This window comes from Arthrobacter sp. NicSoilB11 (genome assembly GCF_019977375.1).
Taxonomy (GTDB): Bacteria; Actinomycetota; Actinomycetes; order Actinomycetales; family Micrococcaceae; genus Arthrobacter.
The window spans coordinates 77,293-99,084 of the sequence record NZ_AP024657.1 but is presented as its reverse complement, the minus strand read 5'-3'; the positions used below and the strand labels follow the sequence as shown (position 1 = coordinate 99,084).

Annotated in this window: 21 protein-coding genes and 1 pseudogene; 9 read left to right on the top strand and 13 right to left on the bottom strand. The window is 66.7% G+C overall.

Going from position 1 to position 21,792, the window contains the following annotated elements; all coding sequences use genetic code 11:
• The first annotated feature begins 14 nt into the window (after positions 1-14).
• The 3 genes from LDO14_RS00505 (at position 15) to LDO14_RS00495 (ending at position 3,102) form a co-directional block, all read left to right on the top strand.
• Positions 15-812: an IclR family transcriptional regulator gene (locus LDO14_RS00505; protein ID WP_018770351.1), complete on the top strand. Its 798-nt coding sequence runs from the start codon at positions 15-17 to the stop codon at positions 810-812.
• A 156-nt stretch (positions 813-968) separates the two neighbouring features.
• The gene (locus LDO14_RS00500) at positions 969-2,318 is read left to right on the top strand and encodes an MFS transporter (protein WP_144601409.1); all 1,350 of its coding nucleotides are present in this window, start codon (positions 969-971) and stop codon (positions 2,316-2,318) included.
• 142 nt (positions 2,319-2,460) lie between these two features.
• Positions 2,461-3,102 (top strand): PAS and ANTAR domain-containing protein, encoded by a 642-nt coding sequence (locus LDO14_RS00495; RefSeq protein WP_223993228.1) that lies wholly within the window; start codon positions 2,461-2,463, stop codon positions 3,100-3,102.
• Positions 3,103-3,135: 33 nt separating this feature from the next.
• Here LDO14_RS00495 and LDO14_RS00490 read toward each other — a convergent pair whose 3' ends face one another.
• Positions 3,136-3,540: a YgjV family protein gene (locus LDO14_RS00490; protein ID WP_223993227.1), complete on the bottom strand. Its 405-nt coding sequence runs from the start codon at positions 3,538-3,540 to the stop codon at positions 3,136-3,138.
• A gap of 225 nt (positions 3,541-3,765) precedes the next feature.
• On the opposite strand from LDO14_RS00490, the gene LDO14_RS00485 reads away from it, so the two are divergent.
• From LDO14_RS00485 to LDO14_RS00470, 4 genes are all read left to right on the top strand, one after another.
• Complete coding sequence (locus LDO14_RS00485; RefSeq protein WP_018770355.1) at positions 3,766-4,215, top strand: helix-turn-helix transcriptional regulator; 450 nt, start codon at positions 3,766-3,768, stop codon at positions 4,213-4,215.
• Entirely contained in the window at positions 4,212-4,631 is a 420-nt protein-coding gene (locus tag LDO14_RS00480) for a VOC family protein (RefSeq protein WP_223993226.1), read from the top strand. The genes LDO14_RS00485 and LDO14_RS00480 overlap by 4 nt, the downstream gene beginning before the upstream one ends.
• A gap of 122 nt (positions 4,632-4,753) precedes the next feature.
• Complete coding sequence (locus LDO14_RS00475; protein ID WP_223995342.1) at positions 4,754-7,123, top strand: excinuclease ABC subunit UvrA; 2,370 nt, start codon at positions 4,754-4,756, stop codon at positions 7,121-7,123.
• Between the two features lie 21 nt (positions 7,124-7,144).
• Positions 7,145-7,717, top strand: a complete 573-nt coding sequence (locus LDO14_RS00470) for an MOSC domain-containing protein (protein WP_056389528.1) — start codon at positions 7,145-7,147, stop codon at positions 7,715-7,717.
• A 30-nt stretch (positions 7,718-7,747) separates the two neighbouring features.
• Here the strand turns inward: LDO14_RS00470 and LDO14_RS00465 are convergent, their stop codons facing one another.
• From LDO14_RS00465 to LDO14_RS00430, 8 genes are all read right to left on the bottom strand, one after another.
• Positions 7,748-8,719 (bottom strand): cyclase family protein, encoded by a 972-nt coding sequence (locus tag LDO14_RS00465; RefSeq protein ID WP_223993225.1) that lies wholly within the window; start codon positions 8,717-8,719, stop codon positions 7,748-7,750.
• Positions 8,706-8,969 (bottom strand): hypothetical protein, encoded by a 264-nt coding sequence (locus LDO14_RS00460; protein WP_346656243.1) that lies wholly within the window; start codon positions 8,967-8,969, stop codon positions 8,706-8,708. Before LDO14_RS00460 ends, LDO14_RS00465 begins: the two co-directional genes overlap by 14 nt.
• Positions 8,970-8,979: 10 nt before the next feature.
• Positions 8,980-10,317 carry a TRAP transporter large permease subunit gene (locus LDO14_RS00455; protein ID WP_223993224.1) on the bottom strand — a complete coding sequence of 446 codons (1,338 nt, stop codon included), beginning with the start codon at positions 10,315-10,317 and terminating at the stop codon, positions 8,980-8,982.
• Positions 10,318-10,395: 78 nt separating this feature from the next.
• Positions 10,396-11,175, bottom strand: coding sequence for an NAD(P)-dependent oxidoreductase (locus LDO14_RS00450; protein ID WP_018770362.1), 780 nt, complete (start codon positions 11,173-11,175; stop codon positions 10,396-10,398).
• 35 nt (positions 11,176-11,210) lie between these two features.
• Entirely contained in the window at positions 11,211-11,840 is a 630-nt protein-coding gene (locus tag LDO14_RS00445) for a methyltransferase (protein ID WP_018770363.1), read from the bottom strand.
• A 30-nt stretch (positions 11,841-11,870) separates the two neighbouring features.
• A complete protein-coding gene (locus LDO14_RS00440) occupies positions 11,871-12,878 on the bottom strand; it encodes a tripartite tricarboxylate transporter substrate binding protein (RefSeq protein ID WP_018770364.1) in 1,008 nt (335 codons plus the stop codon).
• 79 nt (positions 12,879-12,957) lie between these two features.
• Positions 12,958-14,460, bottom strand: coding sequence for a tripartite tricarboxylate transporter permease (locus LDO14_RS00435; RefSeq protein ID WP_018770365.1), 1,503 nt, complete (start codon positions 14,458-14,460; stop codon positions 12,958-12,960).
• Positions 14,461-14,462: 2 nt separating this feature from the next.
• Positions 14,463-14,966, bottom strand: a complete 504-nt coding sequence (locus tag LDO14_RS00430) for a tripartite tricarboxylate transporter TctB family protein (protein WP_018770366.1) — start codon at positions 14,964-14,966, stop codon at positions 14,463-14,465.
• 117 nt (positions 14,967-15,083) lie between these two features.
• Between LDO14_RS00430 and LDO14_RS00425 the strand changes: the two genes are divergently transcribed.
• Positions 15,084-15,884, top strand: coding sequence for an IclR family transcriptional regulator (locus LDO14_RS00425; protein ID WP_026265941.1), 801 nt, complete (start codon positions 15,084-15,086; stop codon positions 15,882-15,884).
• A 157-nt stretch (positions 15,885-16,041) separates the two neighbouring features.
• Here LDO14_RS00425 and LDO14_RS00420 read toward each other — a convergent pair.
• From LDO14_RS00420 to LDO14_RS00405, 4 genes and pseudogenes are all read right to left on the bottom strand, one after another.
• Positions 16,042-17,215, bottom strand: a pseudogene (locus LDO14_RS00420) (MFS transporter).
• Positions 17,212-17,877, bottom strand: coding sequence for a GntR family transcriptional regulator (locus LDO14_RS00415; protein ID WP_223993222.1), 666 nt, complete (start codon positions 17,875-17,877; stop codon positions 17,212-17,214). The pseudogene LDO14_RS00420 and the gene LDO14_RS00415 overlap by 4 nt, the downstream one beginning before the upstream one ends.
• Positions 17,878-18,017: 140 nt before the next feature.
• Positions 18,018-19,394 carry an MFS transporter gene (locus LDO14_RS00410; RefSeq protein ID WP_223993220.1) on the bottom strand — a complete coding sequence of 459 codons (1,377 nt, stop codon included), beginning with the start codon at positions 19,392-19,394 and terminating at the stop codon, positions 18,018-18,020.
• A gap of 207 nt (positions 19,395-19,601) precedes the next feature.
• Positions 19,602-20,474 (bottom strand): NAD(P)-dependent oxidoreductase, encoded by an 873-nt coding sequence (locus LDO14_RS00405; RefSeq protein WP_018770372.1) that lies wholly within the window; start codon positions 20,472-20,474, stop codon positions 19,602-19,604.
• A 204-nt stretch (positions 20,475-20,678) separates the two neighbouring features.
• Between LDO14_RS00405 and LDO14_RS00400 the strand changes: the two genes are divergently transcribed.
• Positions 20,679-21,737, top strand: coding sequence for a TerC family protein (locus LDO14_RS00400; RefSeq protein WP_223993218.1), 1,059 nt, complete (start codon positions 20,679-20,681; stop codon positions 21,735-21,737).
• Positions 21,738-21,792: the final 55 nt, after the last annotated feature.

Here is a 21,792-nt window from a genome sequence, read left to right as displayed (position 1 = left end):
ACCCAAGGAGAATCATGGCCGATTCCCCCATTCCTGCGTCATCCGAAAAATCGGGAACCGCCTCTCCGGCGCCCGCAGTCACCCGCGCCGCGGCCGTCCTGGATGCCCTGGCCGCCTCGGCAACCGGGCGGCTGACGCTCAGCGATCTCTCGCGCGAAGTGGGAATTCCCAAGTCATCCACCTCCAATCTCCTGCTGGCCCTGGAGGAGGCGCGCCTGATCAGCAGGCAGGGCTCGGAGTTCACCCTTGGCCGCAAGCTGGTGGAACTGGGTGCCGCCTACCTGGGCCGCATGGACGAAGTCCAGGAGTTTTACCGTTACTGCGAACAGGCCTCCGTCCTTTCCCGCGAGACGGTCCGGATCGCCATGTTGGACGGAACAAACGTCATTTACCTTGCCCGGTACGAGGGCCACCCGGCCGTGCGGCTCACCTCCAATATCGGCGACAAGATGCCCGTATCCCTCTGCGCAGTGGGGAAGGCGCTGATCGCCCGGCTGAATGTGCACGACATCGAGGAGATGTTCCCCGATGACGCAGAACTGCCCGTCCTCACGCCAAAGTCCTTACGGACAGGGGCGGAGCTGAAGGCGCAGCTGCGGGAAATCCGCGAGCAGGGCTTTGCCTTCGAGGACGAAGAATCCACCACCGGCGTGGTCTGCCTGGCCGTTGCCGTTCCCACGCGGGGCGCGCACGGCCCCAGCCTGGGCCTGTCCGTCACGGCCCTCAAAGCCACCTACACGCCGGAACAGGGTTCCCAGATAGTCAAGGAGCTGCAGGAACTGGCCCACTCGCTGGGCAACCCGATGGGCTGAACGCCAAGCGGCGGCCTTCTGCGACATATAACAGCCAGAGACTATTGCCAGTTGTTCAACTTGCTGTATCGTGTTCAGCATAGTGATCGACGCAATGGGCGTTGTCGCTATCCCACCAGGCCAACGGGGGCCTGGAGTGCGTTAGAGGGAGTTCTCGTGACAACTCGTACTAAATCACCGCAGGCCACCGCGGACGGCGCCGTCGTCGATCCGGACCAGCTGCGAAGGGCAACTCTTGCCAGCTCCGTGGGCTCCGCCCTGGAGTACTACGACTTCTACATCTACGGCCTTGCCTCGGCCCTGATCTTCGGCCCGCTCTTCTTCGCACCACTGGGTGAGAGTGGAGCAGTCATCGCCTCCTTCGCCACCTACGGCGTCGGCTTCGCCGCCCGGCCCTTCGGCGGCGTGGTGTTCGGCTACATTGGTGACCGCTTTGGCCGGAAGATGGTGCTGATCCTGACCATCGGCCTGATGGGCCTGTCCAGCTGCGCCATCGGCCTCCTGCCCACCTTTGAACAGGCGGGAATGCTCGGTGCGGTACTCCTGGTGGCCCTGCGTATCCTGCAGGGCCTTGGCGCCGGCGCCGAGCAGGCAGGCGCCACGACCCTTATTTCGGAGGTGGCTCCGCGCCGCCGTCGTGGTTTCTTCGCCTCGCTGCCGTTCGTTGGCATCCAGCTGGGCACCCTCCTGGGCGCCGGGACATTTGCCCTGATGGCGCTGGCGGACAAGGCAGTCCTGCAGGCCTGGCTGTGGCGCGTACCGTTCCTGGCAAGCGTCGTCCTGATTGCGATTGCCGTCTTCATCAGGCTTCGGCTCAAAGAGACGCCGGTCTTCCAGGAACTCGAGAAGCACAAGGCCGTGGCCAAAAACCCTGTGGGCCAGATCTGGAAGCATTCCAAGAAAAACGTGCTCATAGGTATCGGCCTGCGGATGGGGGAAAACGGCAACTCGTCCATCTATTCCGCGCTCCTGGTGTCCTTCATCAGCATGCCTGCAGGTGTCTTCGCCGGCGACAAGTTCATCGGCCCCACGGGCCTGTTGATTGCCGCGGGCTTCGCCGCGGTAATGGTTGTTGCCTTCGGCGCCCTGTCCGACCGTTTCGGCCGGGTTCCCGTCTACCGCTACGGCGCACTCTTCCAGGCCGTTATCGCCTTGCCGGCCTTTTACCTGGTCACACTGGGCAATGTCACCCTGGTGTGGGTGGTCATGGTGATGGGCATCGCCCTCGGCGTGCAGGCCATGCTGGGCCCGCAGTGCGCGCTGCTGCCGGAACTCTTCGGCTCCCAGCACCGCTTCACCGGCGTGGCCCTCAGCCGCGAGCTGTCTGCCGTACTTGCCGGCGGCTTCGCCCCGATGATCGGCGTGGCACTGCTGGCAGTGACCAACCACTCCTGGCTGGTCCCGGCGGTCTACTCGCTGGTCCTGGCGGCAATCTCGTTCGCCACCACGTTCTTCACCCCGGAAACGAATGGCCGCGACCTGGTGCTCGTAGAGGACGCCAGGTAACAACCGGCGCCGTCCCGCCCACGCCCCACGGATCCCGCACTCATGCGTGCGGGATCCGCGGGGTGGGGGCCGCTGCTATATTCTGTTGCTTTCACGTCCAGGCCGGGGGTAGCCGGGACACAGCACGTCGAATGGCCCTTCAGTGACTTCCAGCAGCAGTTTTCCAGGACTTGGATCCGTCGATATCCCGAATGATGTCTTTCTCGACTGTCCCACCGGACTGGTCGAGTACTACTTCGCGGACGGCATCTTCCGCTGGTCGGACGGGTTGTACCGGATCTACGGGTATGAGCGCGGCGAGGTTGTCCCCTCCATGGACATGGCCATGGCCCACATCGAGCCGGCAGACCGGCCCCGGGTCCAGGCGTATTGGGACCACGTCTCATCCGCTGGCGGCCCATCATCGATCTACGTTTCCATCCGGGACCGCAAGGACCGTCAACACAAACTGCTCTACTCCGCGGACTTCATCCTTGAGGGGGACGGGGACACCCCTGTTGGCGTCTGGGGCGTGGTGGTGGACCTCACCACATCGATTCATACCGACCGGCACCAACTGGCTACCGAGGCGGTCGCCGCCTCAGCCCGCAGCCGGGCAGTCATTGAGCAGGCCAAAGGCATCCTCATGGGGCGCACCGGCATTGACGCCGACAAGGCCTACGACCTCATGAGCCAGCTGAGCCAGGATACGAACCGCAAGGTGCACGCGATCGCACAGGAAATCGTGGAACGGGCAACCGGGCGGGCCGGAAATCTGACAAACCAGCCACACCCTTTGCTGTAACCGCCGCCACCACGCGCGGGCCGCCGTCGAACCCTACAACGCCAGGCGCGGCCCGTCCGCTCCAACCGGGGCGGAACCCCCAACAGGCCTGGAAGCCACAACGGGCATGGAACCGGTCAGGGCCTCAACAACCGTCATCTGGCCGGTGGTGTCGGGGACACCGGGATACTGAACCTGCGCCGGCTCGACGGCAGCAGCTGGGTTTTCGGAACGCATGCGGACCAGCGCAACGGCAGAGATCAGGAACCACGCCACATTGGTAACCACGGACGGCCATGCCCCGTGCAGCGTCCCGTTGATGATGAAGGCAACGGATCCGAACAGGTTGGCCGTCTGGAAACCCTTGCCTGCCTTCAGCCAGCCCATGGAAACCGCAAGGTAAGCACTGAGAATCGCAACAGCGCCTGCCCAGCCGGCAATTTCCCACAGCAGTTCCATGGTGTCCTTCCAAAGTGGTGCCTGCGCAGTATCCGGGCAGGGCTGAAGATGGTGATTCAGGGTTTGGTTTCGCCAGCTCTGCGTTGCCTCGAGCCCTGTTCGGGCGAGGACCTCATGCGCTGGCAGCGGCACAATCATACCCCGCTGCCGAGGGTCACTTTGACGCCGAATCCCCCACCGCCCGAAGGGTGGACAAGACCCCTCCCGCGTAGCACGATCAGAGCTGTGACCACCAGTCCCGCTTCCGATCCCTACCTTCGCGAGCTCACCCAGCTGAGGCGCGTCAAGGACCGCATGGACCGGGAGTACGCCCAGCCGCTCGACGTCGAATCCCTCGCCAGGGACGTCCATATGTCCGCGGGCCATTTCAGCCGGCGGTTCAAACTCGCCTACGGCGAATCCCCCTACAGCTACCTCATGACCCGCCGCATCGAACGGGCCATGGCGTTGCTCCGGATGGGTGACCTCAGCGTCACCGACGTGTGTTTCGCCGTCGGCTGTTCCTCGCTGGGAACCTTCAGCACCCGCTTCAGCGAACTGGTGGGGATGCCGCCCAGCATCTACAAGCAGGAAGCGCAAAGCGCGACGGCGGGCATCCCCGCCTGCGTGGCGAAGCAGGTCACCAGACCGGTCAGGAATCGAGAAGCGTCCGCCCCCGAGCCGTTACTAGCATGACTGCCATGGACATCAACATTTCCTCAACCTTCCTTCCCGCTACCGATCCGGACGCCTCGCTGGCGTTCTACCGCGAGGCCCTGGGCTTCGAAATCCGCAACGACGTGGGCAAGGGCACCATGCGCTGGATCACCGTTGGCCCCGCAGGCCAAAAGGACGTCTCCATCGTCCTGCACCCGCCGGCCGTAGACCCCGGCATCACCGACGACGAGCGCCGCACCATCACGGAGATGATGGCCAAAGGCACCTACGCCACCATCGTCCTGTCCTCCCCGGACGTGGATGCCGCGTTCGCCAAAGTGGAGGCGACCGGGGCGGACGTCGTCCAGGAGCCCATCGACCAGCCGTACGGCATCCGCGACTGCGCGTTCCGCGACCCCGCGGGAAACACCGTCCGGATCAACCAGCAGTCCTAGGCATATAACCATTCACGTATATAAGGGACGACGCCGGAGGGAGGCTGCCAGCGCAGCTTCCCTCCGCGCCGCTCCGGGAGAAGGGGGACATCTTGAGCACGGACATCACCACCGACGAGGGCATGGCCACGAAGGCCGGGACCCATATCGCCGACACCCACGACCTGATCCGCGTCCAGGGGGCGCGGGAGAACAACCTCAAGGACATCAGCCTTGAGCTGCCCAAGCGGCGGCTCACGGCATTCACGGGTGTGTCCGGCTCAGGCAAAAGCTCCCTGGTTTTCGCCACCATCGCCGCCGAATCGCAGCGCATGATCAACGAGACCTATAGCGCGTTCGTACAGGGCTTCATGCCCAACCTGGCCCGCCCCGACGTGGACCGGCTGGAGGGACTGACCACCGCCATCATCGTGGACCAGGAACGGATGGGCGCCAACCCGCGCTCCACCGTGGGCACCGCCACCGACGCCAACGCCATGCTGCGCATCCTGTTCAGCCGTTTGGGCAAACCCTACGTCGGCCCGCCCACCGCGTTCTCCTTCAACGTTCCCACCCGCAAGGCCAGCGGCATCATGAGCACCGAAAAGGGCGGCCGGGTGGAAAAGAACGTGGTCCGCCAGGTCACCTACCTGGGCGGCATGTGCCCCCGCTGTGAGGGCATGGGCAACATCAGCGACATTGACCGGACCGCCCTCTACGACGAGTCGAAGTCCCTCGCCGAAGGCGCGCTCACCGTCCCCGGCTACTCCATGGACGGCTGGTACGGGCGCCTGTTCGAAGGCATGGGCCTGCCCATGGACAAGCCCATCGCCACGTTCACCAAGAAGCAGCTGGAGACGATGCTTTACGCCGAGCCCACCAAGATCAAGGTGGAGGGCGTCAACCTCACGTTCGAGGGCATCATCCCCAAAATCCAAAAGTCCATGCTCTCCAAGGACGTGGAGGCCATGCAGCCGCACGTGAAGAGGTTCGTGGAACGCACGGTCACGTTCGCCACCTGCCCCGACTGCGGCGGGACGCGGCTCACCCCGGAAGTGCTCAACGCACGGATCAACGGCAAGAACATCGCGGACCTCTGCACCATGCAGATCAGTGACCTGGCGCAGTGGATCCGCGACCTGGACGAGCCCTCCGTCCGTCCCCTGCTCATCGGGCTGCGGGACCTCCTCGATTCCTTTGCCGAAATCGGCCTGGGCTACCTCTCCTTGGACCGCCCGGCCGGCACCCTCTCCGGCGGCGAGGCGCAGCGGACCAAGATGATCCGCCACCTGGGTTCCTCCCTCACCGATGTCACCTACGTCTTCGACGAGCCCAGCATCGGCCTGCACCCGCACGACATCGAGCGGATGAACACCCTCCTGCTGCAGCTTCGGGACAAAGGCAACACCGTCCTGGTGGTGGAGCACAAGCCGGAGATGATCGCCATCGCCGACCACGTCGTCGACCTCGGCCCCAAGGCCGGCACCGGCGGCGGCGAGATTGTCTACGAGGGCGACGTCGACGGGCTGCGTTCCAGCGGCACCATCACCGGGCGCCACCTGGACGACCGGGCCCGGCTGAAGGATTCGTTCCGCGAACGCAGCGGGGCACTCGAAGTCCGCGGGGCCTCGACGAACAACCTGCGCAACGTGGACGTGGACGTCCCGCTGGGAGTGCTGTGCGTGGTGACGGGCGTGGCCGGGTCCGGGAAGAGCTCGCTGATCCACGGCTCACTGGCCAGGCGCGAGGGCGTGATCGTGATCGACCAGGGCGCCATCAAGGGATCCCGGCGCAGCAACCCGGCCACCTACACCGGGCTGCTGGAGCCCATCCGCAAGGCGTTCGCCAAGGCCAACGGCGTGAAGCCGGCGCTGTTCAGCTCCAACTCCGAGGGCGCCTGCCCCACCTGCAACGGCGCGGGCGTGATCTTCACCGAGCTGGGTGTCATGGCCACGGTCGAGTCCACCTGCGAGGACTGCGAGGGGCGCCGCTTCCAGCCCGCCGTCCTCGAATACACGCTGGGCGGGCAGAACATTGCCGACGTGCTGGACATGTCCGTGGACGCGGCCCTTGCCTATTTTGCCGGGGGCGAGGCCAAGACCCCGGCCGCCCACAAAGTCCTCGAACGCCTGGCGGACGTCGGCCTGGGCTACATCACCCTCGGCCAGCCGCTGACCACCCTGTCCGGCGGCGAGCGCCAGCGGCTCAAGCTGGCCACGCAGATGGCGGAGACCGGTGACACCTACATCCTGGACGAGCCAACGGTGGGCCTGCACCTGGCCGACGTCGAACAGCTCCTGGGCCTGCTGGACCGGCTGGTGGATTCCGGCAAGTCGGTTATCGTCATCGAGCACCACCAGGCCGTGATGGCGCATGCTGACTGGATCATCGACATCGGTCCGGGCGCAGGGCACGACGGCGGCAGGATCGTCTTCGAGGGCACGCCGGCCGAGCTGGTGGCCGGGCGGGCGACGCTCACCGGGCAGCACCTGGCCACGTACGTGGGTGGCTGAACGCTGGCCTACGCTGGGCTTATGCCCGAAACCTACCGCTATGACGTCGAGATCCTGCACCTGCTGGTGTCGCCCGCGCACGCCTATTTCGGACGCGCCCGGGACGGCGCGGCGGACGTTCCCACCACTGATGCGCAGACGGCAGAGGTGGTGGCCGGCAAGGGCATCGTGGGCGACAGGTTCTTCGGGAAGGCCGCCCACATGGACGCGGCGGTGACCCTGTTCGCCGTCGAATCCCTTGAGGCCATCGCCGCGGAGCTTGGCGCCGGGCCGTTCAATCCCCTGTTGACCCGGCGGAACGTGGTGCTCCGCGGAGCGCAGCTGGCTCCCCTGCTGGGGCAGGACTTTGCGCTGGAGTCCGGCGGCTCGGCTGTTTCGTTCCATGGCGGCCGGCACGCCCAACCGTGCGCGTGGATGAACGGGATGCTGGCACCGGGGGCGCACCCGGCCATGCGGGGCCGCGGCGGCATCCGCTGCCGTGCCCTGTCCAGCGGATTGCTGCACCGGGGTCCGGCCGTGCTGGTCAGCCCGGTGCCGCTGGACCCGGCCCAGGCGGGCCGGGCGAGCCTGCTGCGGCCGTCGCGGCTTCCCTAGGAGGGCGTCCGACGGCGCCCCTTCCTCACGTCACGTGATGGCGGTGGCGTTGGCCGGGGAGCCCGTGCCCCCGGTGATGTTCAGCGGCTTAATGGTGATGAAGGCGTCCCATCTGCCGGTGCTGCGCATATGCCGGGCGAGCGGTCCCAGCTTCCATAGTTCCCCGAGTGGCAGGCCGAGTTTGGCCAGGAGCTGCTGGTGCATCATGCCGTTGTCGTTGGCGGCCGAATGCCGGTAGGGGCTGTCCGGGACCGCGGGCAGGCACTCGAGGGCGAAGTTGTCGGCGGCGAGGACGGCAAAGCGGTTATCCCACGCCCAGGCGGCAAACTCCCGGGACTGCGCCATGCCTGAGGCCTTCCGGCTTTGGCGGATGCGCTGCTTGTCCTCCGCGGACAGACCCAGAAACCATTCGCACCAGCCTGTATGGAGCATGAGGATATCCCCGGGCTGGGTGCAGAGGGACCGGGCCTTCAAGGCGGACTCCACCAGGTCCAGGGTGAGTGGTTCCCCGCCCGCGTGGTCGATGGGCTCCCCTGCTTCGTCCCGGTGACCCTCGAGGTCCACCAGCACGCCCCTGCCGGTAATCGGGTTTTCCGCCCATTCCTGGATGCCGAGGTCCGGGGTGCCCTCGGTGATCCGGTCATCCGGGGTGCCGTTGTAGAAACCGACATCATCGGCCCGGCGGTGCCTGAGCCCGTCAATCTGGGTTGACCCCTGAAGGTAGTAGTCGTCCCGGTGCGCCGGGTGCGAGGAGTAGATGGTGTGCCGCGGGGCGCCGCGCTTGAGGGACATCCCGGGATCGAAGGCGTCAGCCGGGTAGTCCAGGCCGAACACCGTTCCGGTGCGGATGCACTGCCGGGCATCCAGCACACCTTGGGGTGTAATGAACGACGGCGTCCCGCGGCTCTGGTGCGGAAAGAGGCCCCAGGAGGTGCCGGCCAGGCGGCCCTCCCTTTGCAGCAGACCTTCAAAATCCGGATATATTCCTTCAGCGGCATTCACCGTGCACCGGCCTTCTGGTGCTGCTCCTGGGGCTGGCGGCGCTTGTAGCTGAGCAGGAACCCGGCAACGGCGCAGACGGATGCAGCGTGCAGATGGGTGTCTTGATGGCGTCATTGAGCAGGGTGAGCCACTGGGCCTGCCCCGCAACCAGGCCAATGGCCTGGCCGAGGACGAACAGGATGCCCCCGCCCAGGAGTGCGGCGAGCGTCAGGACGAAGAGGACTTCGATGGCCCTTCGGATGGTGTTCATGGAATGTTTCCTAGATTGGCAGGATGCCGAGGATGATCAGGACGCCGATGCCCAGCAGCGGCAGGGCGTAATGGGTCAGCAGGCGGGCAAAGGTCTTGAGCGGGTCCACGTCAGCGATGCCGCAGGCCACGTACAGCGGGGCGCCGCCGGGCGGGACCGCCGCTTCGCAGGACGAGAACACCAGCACGGCCACGGCCGCGGTGGTGGCCGGAACCCCGGCGGCCACCAGGGTTGCCACTCCCACCGTCCCCACGGCGGCCATGGTGGCGGTGGCGGACAGCGGGGCCGCCACCGCGATGACGATCAGGCCGATCAGGATGGCCAGCAGCCACAGCGGCAGGTTCATCCCGTTCAGGAGCGAGGTCATCTGCTTGGGCAGGCCGGTGGCAGCCAGGGCGTTGGCGCCGGCGAAGGCGAACACCACGGTGACGCCCACGATTCCAAACCGCGGAGCGGATTCCCGGAGCAGCGCCCACCAGCCGCGCCCGTCGCGGGGCAGCGTTTTCCTGCCCAGCAGGAGACCGGTGATGATGAGGACCACCGGGATCCAGACGATGACGCTGACCGACTTGGTAACGTCCCCGCCCGTCCACTCCGACAGGCTCTTGGCGATGGCGCCGGTGGTGATGACCAGCGGGACGGCCACCACGACGAACAGCAGCAGGGTGGCCCAGCCGCGGCCGAACGCCGAGCGGACGGACAGGCGGTGCGCGGCGTCCAGCGGGGTCATCCCGCTCTTGCGGACCAGCAGCCAAGTGACCACCAGCCGGTGCAGGAAGCACCACAGTCCGCCGAACAGCAGGGGCAGGACCAGTGCGTTGATGTCCAGCAGCGGTCCCACGGTGGCGGAACCGACCAGGACGAACATCGAGGCGCTGAACGGGAATGTGATGCCCATGCCGGCGTTCCCCGCCACCAGCGTGGCTGCTGACGGTTTGTCCAGCCTGGACTTCTCCATCCAGGGAATGGTCACCGAGCCCACCGTGGCGGCGATGGCCGCCTGGTTGTGGACCACGCCGCCGAGGCCTGCGGAGGCCACCGTGGAGACCCAGGCCGGCCCGCCCTTGACCCCGCCGATCAGGGAGTTCAGCAGGTCGATCAGCCGGTCCAGCACGCCGGCCTTGTCCAGCAGGTAGCCCATGAAGACGAACGCCATGGTGGCGTACACGATCTCGTCGGTGATGGCAGAGTACAGGGCGTCCCAGCCGATTGCCGCTGCTGCGGCACCGGTGAAGGGAAGGACGGCCAGGAAGCCAAGGATCATGGCTTCGCCCACGCTCCGCTTGAAGGCCGTGGTCCAGAGCAGGATGACGGCAAGGTAGGCGCCGAGTGCCCAAATGCCGATCATGCTGCTGCTCCTGACGGCAAGATGCCGGTTGTTGTGGTCACGTGTATTACCCGTTCCTGATTGTGCCTGACTGCGCGGTCAGCGCAAGGCCGGCTCCGAGGTCTGCGCCATACGGGCCAGCGCGGCGGCGGAGGCGTTGGTCATCTCGGCGGGGACACCCAGGTCCGAGAGGTAGCTTGCGGTGTCCTGCATCTCCTTGGAGCGGCGCACGGCGTGCTTGGCGGTGCCCGTCAGGAACCGGTCGATCACGGCCTGCCCGTCGCCGGCCAGCTGACCGGCGATCTGGGCGCGGATCCACTCCTCAAGGCCGGCCGCCCGGCCGGCCGTCACGGCTTCCACCACCACAGATGCCAGGCCCTTCATCAGGACGCTGCGCAGCAGTTTGTGCGCCATCGCCGCCCCCGGGCCGCCGCCGGTGATTTCAACATCAACTCCCAGCGGCCGCAGCAGGTCGGCCACGGCCTGGGCGCCGGGGCCACTCACCATCAGGGGTGTCTTCTCGCCCAACGCCGCGACCGGTCCCAGGATGGCGACATCGGCAAAGGCGGCCTTGCCGGGAAGCTGCCCCAGTTCCTGCATGGTAGCCGGTGAGGACGACGTGAAGTCGGCGTAGACGCTGCCGCTGGCAAGGACCGGAAGGCACTCCTGTGCCACGCTGCGGGCCGCGGCAGCGCCGGTCATCACCAGGACGATGTCTGCACCGGTGCATGCTTCGGCGGCTGTTGCTGCCCGGGTTACTCCCTGCGGCGTACTGGGGGCCACCGGATCGAAGCCGGTAACCGTGTGGCCGGCGGCGGTCAGGGCCGCGGCGTAGGTGGCTCCGGCTTCGCCGAGGCCGATGACGGTGCACGCTGTCATGGTTTGCTCTGTTCTTTCTTGGCTTTGGTGAAGGTTCAGTTGCGGGCGGCGACGATGGCCTGGCGGCGGCTGGTTTCGTCCGCGAAGACCGCTTCGGCGGCATCGGCGACGGCGGCAGCCTGTTCCCGGGGGATGACCACCACGCCGTCCGAGTCGCCGACGATGACGTCGCCGGGCAGAACGGGGACGCCGCCGAACGCGAGGGCGGTTCCCAGCCGGAAGGGACCGTCCTTGTAGGGGCCGGCCGGCGAAGTAGCCCTCGCAAAGACGGGCATGCCAATCTCTGCCAGCGCCCCGGCGTCGCGGGCTGCTCCGTCCAGCGCGAATCCCGCGACACCAAGGTTGATGGCGCGCTCCCCGATCAGTTCGCCCAGCAGGGCGCGGGATTCATCGCCGCCCCCTGCCACCACAATGACGTCTCCGGGACGGGCCAGCTGCAGGGCGGCGTGGATGCCCTTGTTGTCTCCGGGGCGGGTCCACACCGTAAACGCCGGGCCGGCGAGCTTTGCGCCCGGCCAGACCGCCTGGATGGCGGAGTCCGCCACCCCAAGCCGGTCCATGGCGTCGCCGATATTGGCCGCGGGAAGCTTGCCGAGCCTTTCCACGATGTCGCTGCTGGGACGTGCGAAGTCAGCGCCAATGGCGTCAATGGCAGGAGTTGTCATGATGGATCTTTCCGTTCCGGGCAGTGGGGGTCAGTCTTTTTTCTGGACCAGCGGGAGGACTTCCTTGAAGTCCTCTTCCTGGCCGGCCCAGAACGTCTTGTAGTCGGCGCCGTTGAGGTAGCTGGTCTGCAGGCCCAGGTCCTTCATCTTCTGCACCACGGTGGGGTCCTCGATGGCCTTCTGGATGGCGGCCTCGAGCTTCTTGGCCACATCCGCGGGCAGGCCGGCCGGGGCCGAGTAGCCGCGGGCGGTTCCCGCCGTCAGGTCATAGCCGGATTCCTTGAAGGTGGGGATCTCCGGCAGGGAGGGTGCGCGTTCCGCGGACATGACGCCCAGCACCCGCGCTTTGCCCTGCTTGGTGAGGTCGTTCACGTCGCTGACGTTCGCCACCAGCACGTCCACGTGCTTTCCGAGGAACGCGGTGGTTGCCTGCGACGCGCCTTCGGAGAAGTGGACCGGGGCGAACTCGGAACCCGTGGCCTGCTGGATCTGGGCCAGGGCAAAGTGCTCGCCGGTCTGAAGCCCGGTGGTGCTGGCGGTCATGGACTTCGGCTTGGCCTTGACCGCTTCCAGGAGGTCCTTCAGCGTCTGGTACGGGCTGTCCGGCTGGACGGCGATGACTGTGGGATCGATGACCTGGCGGCCCAGGGGCTGGAAGCTGTCCCGGGTGTACTTGGCGCCGCGGGACGGGTCCAGGGGCGAGACGACCACGGAAGGCGAGCCGGTGGCGCCGATGGTGTAGCCGTCCGGCTTGGCGCTGGTGAGCTGGGTGTAGCCGATCTGGCCGCCGGCGCCGGGCTTGTTGATGACCTCGACGTTGGTTCCGAGTTCCTTCTCGAGAACGGGCTGGATGAGCCGCGCGGCTGTGTCCACGGCACCGCCGGAACCGAACGCGACCACGAGGTCGATGGACTTGCCCTTTTTCGGGAAGTCGCTGGCGGCATTGTTGTTGGTGGCGCCGGTATTGGCGCCGCAGCCGGTGAGGCCGATCAGGGAGGCCGCGGCAAGGGCGGCGGTGAGGCGGAGGCGGGTTTTCATAGGTCTTCTCCTTTGAAGGGGTGCGGGGTTCAGGGGTGGGGGGGTTCAGGGGTGCGGGGTTCAGGTGCGCGGGTGGGGTTTAGGTTTCGGGGTCTTCGGTAAGAGCCTTGGGCTTGCGGAGCTTGAGCAGCGGGCTGATGACAATCAGCAGGCCGATGCCGATCAGGACCGCGGAAATGGGACGGCTGGTGAAGATGCCGAAGTCGCCCTGGGAGATCTCCAGCGACTCACGGAGGGACCGCTCCATCAGGGGACCAAGGACCAGGGTCAGCACCATGGGCGCCAGCGGGATGTCCAGGTGGCGGAGGGCGAGGCCCAGGAGCCCGAAGCCGATCATCACGAAGACATCGAAGACGCTGAAGTTGATGGTGTAGGCGCCGATGACCATGAAGAGCAGGATCAGGGCCGTCAGGATTGTTGACGGGACACGGAGGATGGAGGTCCAGAGCCCCACGAGCGGGACGTTGAGCAGGAGCAGGATCAGGTTGCCGATGAAGAGGCTGGCGATGATGGCCCAGGCGATCTCGGAGTTCTCGGTGAAGAGGGTGGGTCCCGGTGTGAGGCCCTGCTGCAGGAAGGCGCCCATCAGCACGGCGATGGTGGGCGAGGCCGGGATGCCGAGCGTGAACAGCGGAATCAGGGCCGCGTTGGCGTGGGCATTGTTGGCCGTTTCGGGTCCGGCCACGCCTTCGATGGCACCCCTGCCCAGTTCGTGGCGGTGGCGGGAGAACTTCTTTTCCGCCCCGTAGGACAGCAGCGAGGACACAGACCCGGTCATGCCGGGGATGAGCCCCAGGCCGAAGCCGATGCCGGTGCCGCGGGCCATCGCCGGGGCGCTGCGCCGCCACTCCGTGGCGGTGGGCAGCAGCGAGCGCAGGTTGGGGGCGTGCACCGCCGCGGGCTGGTCGCCCTTGCGGTAGGACAGGAGTTCCGAGAGGCCGAAGACTCCGACGATGACGGCCACGAAGCTGACGCCGTCCAGGAGCCGGTCCATGCCGAAGGTGAAGCGTGGAGCACCGGCCACGGGGTCGATGCCCACCATGGAGATCAGCAGGCCCAGGGCGCCGGAGATGACGGCCTTGACCATGGATTTCCCGGCCAGGGCCACCAGGAGCGAGATGCCCACCACCATCAGGGCGAAGAATTCCGGCGGCCCGACCAGCAGGCCCAGTTCTCCCAGCGGCTTGGCTGCCGCCACCAGGCCGAGGGTGGCGATGGTTCCGCCAACGAAGGATCCGACGGCGGCGATGGTCAGCGCGGCGCCGGCCTTGCCCATCTTGGTCATGGCGTAGCCGTCGATGGTGGTGATGGCTGATGCTGCTTCGCCGGGGGTGTTGAGCAGCACGCTGGTGATGGTTCCCCCGTAGGCGGTGCCGTAGAAGATGGCACACAGCATGATGATCGCCCCGGTGGCGTCCATGTTCAGCGTGAGCGGGATCAGCAGGGCGACGCCTGCCACGGGCCCGATGCCGGGCAGCACGCCGATGATGGTGCCCAGGAGGCAGCCGAGGAAGGCGAACAGCAGGTTCTGCCAGGTCATGGCGGCCGCGAAGCCGTTGACCAGTTCGTTGAGGGTATCCACGTCTAGAGTCCGATCGCGTTAAGGAAGGGAAGGGCGGACACCGGCAGCGCGACGTTCAGGCCGTAGTTGAAGGCATAGAACGCTCCGAAGCTTCCGGCCACCGCGATGATCAGCGAGGACTTCCAGGTCCTGCGCCCGCGAAGTTTCAGGTGGTACAGCAGGAACAGGAACATGCTCAGCTGGAAGCCAAGCAGGTCCATGACGGCCGCAAGGATTACCAGGCTGGCAACGACGGCGATCACCAGGCCCCGGTCAACGCCGGCTGCGGTTTCGCTGGGGTTGCGGAGTTCCTGGAACAGCCAGAGGACGGCCATGGCGGCGAGGACTGCGCCCATGGCGAAGGGGAACAGGCCCGGGCCCGGGCCCAGGGAGGTCCAGAGTCCCAGGCCGATCGAGCTGGCCAGGACATAGACGCCGACGGCGGCGAACGCACCGATTCCTACCAGCACGCTGCGGGCCACCCGTACGGGACTTCCGGGTTTCGTCGTGACTGACTCCGTTGTCATGGATTTCCTTTTCACTGCGCGTCATTGCGTTTCACAGAATGAAACTATATTGCGTACTGAGAAATAGTGACAGCAGACACATCGGCTGTCAAGCGCAAGAAACTTACATAGAATGAAATGATGGCGATGACTTCCACTTCAGGCAGCCCGACGGAGGACAGCCCCAAGTCCTCGAACATGCGCTCCCTTTCCCGGGCCTTGGAGGTCTTCGCGGAACTGCAGCGGGCGGAACGCCCGCAGCGGCTCAGCGATCTTGCGCGGAACTGCGGCATGAGCCTGCCCACCACACTGAGGATCCTTCGGGTCCTGCAGGATTTCGGGATGGTGAGCCAGACGGACAAGTCCTACCGGATCGGCCCTGCCGTCCTCCCGGCCGCCAGGAGCTACCTGGAGAACGACCCCCTGGTGGTCTCTTCCCGGCCCGTCCTCCAGCAGCTGGCGACGCAGACCGGCCTCACCGCCTCCCTCTACACGCGCCTGGGTTATGAACGGATCCTGGTGGCCCGGGTGGATGGAGAGGCCCCGCTTCGCTATGACCTCCCGCTGGGCAAGCGGCTGCCCCTGACATCCGGTGCGGCCGGAAAGATCCTGCTGGCAACGGCCTCCGTGGAGGAACTGCAGGAGGCCGTGGAGGCCGCCATCGGAGCAGGCCATGAAGGCAAGGCCTTCACGCTCGGGGAGCTGCAGTCGCGGCTGCCCGCGGCGGATGCCGACTACGCGTATTCAGCCGACGAGCGCGCTTCAGGAGTGTTGTCGGTGGCTGTAGCCCTGCCCAGGAGGTCAGGACAGCCAACGGAATCAATTTCGCTGACCAGCCCCGTGGAGGCCGCCTCCGAGGACACGCTGAAGGTGGGCGTTCCGGAGCTGAAGCGGGCGGCAGCCAGGTTGGCGGAACTGCTTGAGGGCTCCGTCTACTGACGGCACCCGGGGAAACGGCCGGCAGGGAAAGCACACGACGGCGTCACGCACGGCGCGCTTTCGGGCCACCTGAGGTGGCCGTGGCCCCGGAAACGCGGGGTCCCGCCGTCGTCCATTCCTCCAAAGCATGCCCGGCGTGACGCGAGGGCATCCGCAGTCAGTCCAGCTGCACGCCCCGGAGCAGCAGGAGCGTCCCGCCCACCACAACCGCCGAGGCAAGGAAGACTCCACCCGCCCCCAGCCCGGCCGCCACGCCGCCGATGGCGCTCGGAAGGACCACCCTGCCCCACCCGGTTGCCGGCGAGCCTCAGCGCCAGCGCCCTGCCCCGCTGCCCGGCCGGCGCCTGGGCCGACAGCCAGGACATGGTCAGCGGCTGGCCGATGCCGAGCCCCAGCCCGAGCAATGCCATGACGGCAAACAGCAGCCACAGGGGCATGGGGATTGCCAGCGCAGCCAGCGCAAACGTGGACAGGGCCAGGCTCACCACCAGCAACCTCATGCGGCCGATCCGCCGGGACACCCGGCCCAGCATGAGACGGGAAACCATGGAGAACACGGCGCGTACCGTCAGCATGGCACCCACTGTTGCCACTGTGAGTCCGCGGTCGGCGCCGAGCGCGGGCAGGTAAACCACGGTCAGGTCCACCACGGCGAGGACGGTGGCGCTGGTGGCCAGCGCCCGGGCCACGCCGGGAGCCCTCAGCAGTGAGACGCCACTGGCGCTGCTGCCAGCGGACGCTCCCTTCTTCCTGCCGCCGCTGACGTGCGCCGATACGGCGAACGTGGCAGCGAACAGCACCAGGCTCATGACCACCGAGAGCAGGAAGATCGCCTGGGTGTCGGGCCGGACCGAGGCGCCGCCCACCAGCGCAATCGCCAGCGGTCCGAGGGCCTGCCCCAGGGAGGCGGCGAACGTCAGGTAGCCGAACGCGGAGTCCATCCGGGACGAGGCAGCATTATTGGCCACCACGGCCTGCTGCCCCACCACGCAGGCCAGTTGACCGGCACCAAGCAGCGCGGTTCCCGCCACCAGCGCCACGATCGACGAGCCCCACAGCAGCAGGAAGGCAGAGCAGGAAAGGACGACGGCGGCCCCGATCGCCATGAGCCGCCGCTCACCCAGGCGGTCCACCAGGGTGCCCGTGGGGACGGCAAGCAGCAGCGGAAACACCGCATAACTGGCAGCCAGCAGGCCCAGGGCGAAGTCCGGAACGTCCAGCTCCAATGCGCGGTAGGTGGCCGCCGGCCGGACCAGGAAGGTGACGGCCTGGATCAGCGCCGAGTGGACCAGGAGGGCAGTGGCCGAGCGGCGGCCCAGCTCGCCGATCATGAGCCGGGGACGCTGGTGCCGGACATGGCCTGGACGGCGGCGTCGCGGGCGCCTATGACATGGTCGAACGCCACCTTGGCTGCCTTCTCCGGGTCGCCGCCGGCCAGGGCAGCCACCAGGGTGCGGTGCTGGGCCAGGGCCTGGTCGCGCCGTTCCTGGGTGCTGTTGGTGAAGTGCCGGTACCGTTCCATGTGGCTTGAAATCTGGTTGTGGAAGCGGCGGGCCCAGGAGTTCCCGGCAATGCCCGCGATCTTTGCGTGCAGTGCCATGCCCTGCTGCATCGCGTCATCGGCGAACGCCACCATGGCCGCGTTGCGTTCAAGAATGCCTTCGAGGGCCTCGATGTCAGCCGGCGTTGCCTTTATGCAGGCATTGCGCGCCATGAGGGACTCCATGGCTGCGCGGACCTCGTAGAGTTCCGAAATGGCTGCCTCGTCCAGCGCGGGCACCAGCACGCCTCCGGTGGGCTGCTGTTCCAGCAGGCTCTCCGAAATGAGCCGCCGGATGGCCTCCCGGAGCGGTGTGCGGCTCACCTGCAGGGCCGAGGCCATTGCCGGCTCGTAGATGCGCTCCCCCGGCTTGAGCTCAAGGCTCAGGATCCGCCGTTTCAGCTCGGCGTAGACAACGTGTGCCCCGGTGTTCCGGGCAGGTGATTCGGCCATGGTGTACCTCCTCGGCCATCATACTTGTATACATCTATACAAGTAGTCCCGAGTCACGGAAACACCAGGGAGGGGGCAGCATCCACCGCCCCTCCCCCTGTCCCGGTGGCGCGCCCCGGGCCGGACGCACTGCGGCTGGACTACTTGCCGGCGGTACCGGCAGGTGCCACCTTCTGCACCTCGAGGTCCTCGAGTGACTTGCCCTTGGTGTCCGGGGACATCAGGGTGGCCACTGCGGAGATGAGGCAGATGCCCAGCGTGGCCAGTCCGATGGTGAACGGAACGTTGGTGGAGCCCGGAGGGGCAATCGCCGTGAAGATGCTGGGGAAGAACGATGCAATCATGAGCCCGATGTTCTGCGAAACGGCGAACCCGGTCACGCGGATCCGCATGGGGAACTGCTCCTGGAAGAACGTGGCGAAGGTGGCATTCCACATCTGGAAGAAGATGCCCTGCACGATCACAACGCAGACGAAGACCAGCGGGAGGCTCCCCTGTTCAATGGCCCACAGGTATCCGCCCACCAGGAGGCCGCCCGCCACCCCGCCGGCAGCCATGAGCGTCCGCCAGCCAATCCTGTCGGACAGCGCGCCGAACAGCGGGATGGTCATGACGGCGGCAATGTTGGCCACGAGTGTCACCCACAGGAACTCACTGCTGGAGAAGCCGTTGCCGTAGCCCTTTTGGGTGGCAAAGGAGACGCCGAAGATCAGGGTGGCCATGCCGATCACGTTGGTGAAGGTCATCGCGATGCAGCGGACCAGGACGCCCGGCCGCGTTCGCAGGAGTTCGACGAGCGGGAAGCGCTTGGTTTCGGGCTTGCCGGACTGTGCTGCGTAGGCGGGCGGTTCCTGGACCCGGCGGCGGATGAAGTAGCCGGCCAGGATCACGACGGCGCTGAGCAGGAAGGGGATGCGCCAGCCCCAGGTGCCGAACTGGTCGGCGGGGAGGACTGCCGCGAGCGGGAGCAGGACGGCGGTGGCCAGGATCGAGCCCACCTGGGTGCCCTGGAGGCTGAAGCTGGCAAAGAATCCGCGCCGGGCATCGGGAGAGTGTTCAACGATCATCGCGCTGGCGCCGCCGAGCTCGCCGGCCACCGCAAAGCCCTGGATCAGGCGGAGGAGCACCAGGAGGGCGGGCGCCAGGAGGCCCACCTGCCCATAGGTGGGCAGGAGCCCGACGGCGAAGGTGGCAAAGCCCATGAGCAGCATCGCGAAGACGAGTACCTTCTTGCGGCCGTGCCGGTCACCGTACGCCCCCAGGACAACCGCGCCTACCGGACGGGAGACATAGCCCACGGCATACGTTGCCAGGGAGGCGATAATGCCGACAGTGGGGTTTTCCGAGGGAAAGAAGATGGTGGGGAAGATCAGGGTCGCGGCCAGCGAGTACAGCGCGAAGTCGTAGTACTCCAGGGCGCTTCCAATCCAGCCGCTCATCGCCGCTTTCCTGGGGTCCCGCGAACCGGTGCCGGCACCCTGGCTGGGGAGGGCCACGCGGGTTGGGGTGGTGCTCATGTGCTTATGTCCTTCGTCTTCATTGGCAAGGAACCGGAACCGCTGGAATTCAGCCGATGTTCGTGGTGGTGTCTGCGCCGCCGCAGTCCGTCATGGACTGGAGCGGCAGCTCTTTGAATCGATTCATCCAATATAGGAGGTGATGCCGGTTACGTCAATGGGCAAGCGCTATCCCGAACGGTCCGCGCCAGGATGAGCGGGGTCCTGCTACCGGCTGGCGTAGTAGGCCGCGGCCATATCCTGCCTGCCGCGGCCCTGGCCGGCCACCCGGTCCAGCCGGGCTGTGGAGGCAACGGCGCCGTCAAGCGTCAGGCCATGCTCGACGGCGGCATCCACAATGAGGTGGGCATCCTTGCGCGCGGTGTCCACGGCGAAGGAGGCAGGCTCCAGCTGGTCGTTGAGGATGAGGTCCATCTTCAGGCGGAGATAGGGCAGGTCAAGCGGGCCGCCGTCGAGCACGTCGAGGAACTGCTGCGGATCGACGCCCAGCGCCTGGGCAAGGGCAACCACTTCGCCGGCGGCGTTGGACGCCGCGATGACCCAGCTGTTGACCACCAGCTTGAGGCGGGCCGCGGAACCCTTGGACGGGTCGTCGCCTGTCCAGATGGTGCGGGCGCCAATGGCATCGAGGACCGGCCCCACGCGTTGGCGCACTGCTTCGGGAGCGGCGGCGAGGACCAGAAGCTGGCCGGCTTCTGCGGGGGCGCGCGTTCCGGAAACGGGCGCCTCCACCAGGTCCAGGCCAAGTTCGCCGGCCAGTGCGGCCAAAGCGGCCGCGTCCTGCACCCCAACCGTTGTGGACTGGACCCACGTTGTGCCCGGCCGGACGCCGGGTGCGGCACTCCGGATGACCTGCTCCACCGCGGCAACGTCGTGGAGCATGGTCAGGACCACGTCGGCTGCCTCGACAGCTTCGGCGGGGGCAGCGGCATGCCGGGCACCGTCCGCGGCCAGCCGTTCCGCTTTGGCCGCGTCCCGGTTCCACACCGAGACCTCATGACCGGCGCGCAGGAGGTTGCGCGCCATGGCCGCTCCCATGATTCCCGTCCCCAGCACAGCCACCTTGGGTTTCGTATCCATCGAATCCGCCTTCCGGTCCAGGTTTGGTGTTCTCCATACCTACCCAACGTCTCCAGGATTCTGTAAATTATTCATACGGAGGGGAGTATCCCCACTTCACAGTCCATCGTCAGTACGGAGGCCCCTGAGCCTTCCGGTGGGCGGGCCGCATGACGGCCGGGAGAGACCTCCAGTTGGTTGTCACTGACTGGAAGCAGGTGCCCCATGAACGTTCCCCTCTGGATGTGGTTCGCCGTCATCGGATTCATCCTCCTCATGCTTGTCGTCGACCTCGTGGCCCACCGCCACGCCCATGTCATCAGCGTCCGCGAGGCCGCAGCCTGGTCCGGGATCTGGGTGCTGTTCGGCGTTGCATTCGGCGCACTGGTGTGGTTCCTGTACGGCGCGGAGTTCGGCCAGCAGTACTTCGCCGGATACCTCATCGAGAAGTCGCTCGCCGTGGACAACGTCTTTGTCTGGGCAATCATCTTTACGTTCTTCGCCGTTCCCCGCGAGTACCAGCACCGCGTGCTCTTCTTCGGTGTCCTGGGGGCGCTGGTGTTTCGCGGCCTGTTCATCGCCGCGGGCTCGGCGATCATCGCCAGCGCCGGGTGGGTCCTCTACCTGTTCGCGGCATTCCTGCTCTTCACCGGCTACCGGATGCTCAGGCAGCGTGACGAGCACATCGACCCCGGGAAGTCGCAGGCATTGAAGCTGTTCCGCCGGCACGTGCCCATGACGGACGCCTTCCATGGCCAGCGCTTCCTCATCCGGAAGGGCGGTGCACTGCTTGCCACTCCCCTGCTGGCGGTCCTGGTGCTGGTTGAAGTCACGGACATCATCTTCGCCGTCGACTCCATCCCGGCCATCTTCGCGGTCACGGACGAGGTCTTCCTGGTGTTCACGGCCAACGCGTTCGCGATCCTCGGCCTGCGCGCCATGTACTTCCTGCTGGCGGACCTCATCCACCGCTTCGTATACCTGAAGACGGGCCTGGCCCTGGTGCTGATCTGGGTGGGCATCAAGATGGCGCTCAAGATCGACGTCTACTACATTCCGACGCCGGTCTCCCTCGCCGTCATCACCGCCATTTTGGGCGTTTCCGTCGGGGCGAGCCTCATCGCCACCCGGCGCACGGGCCGGCAGGAACCGCACCTTCCCGCGGACCCGCCCTTCCGGAACGCCACCCCGGAGGAGCTCGACGCCCTGGAGCGGCTGTGGCGCAGCTGGCGGGCACGCTCCCGCGGGAAGGTGCCGCCGGCGGCCGAAGAGTCCGTCAGGTAAAAAATCCGAGCGTCAGCAGAAAAGGACAGCCGGGCCGGCACCAGGCGTTGGCGTC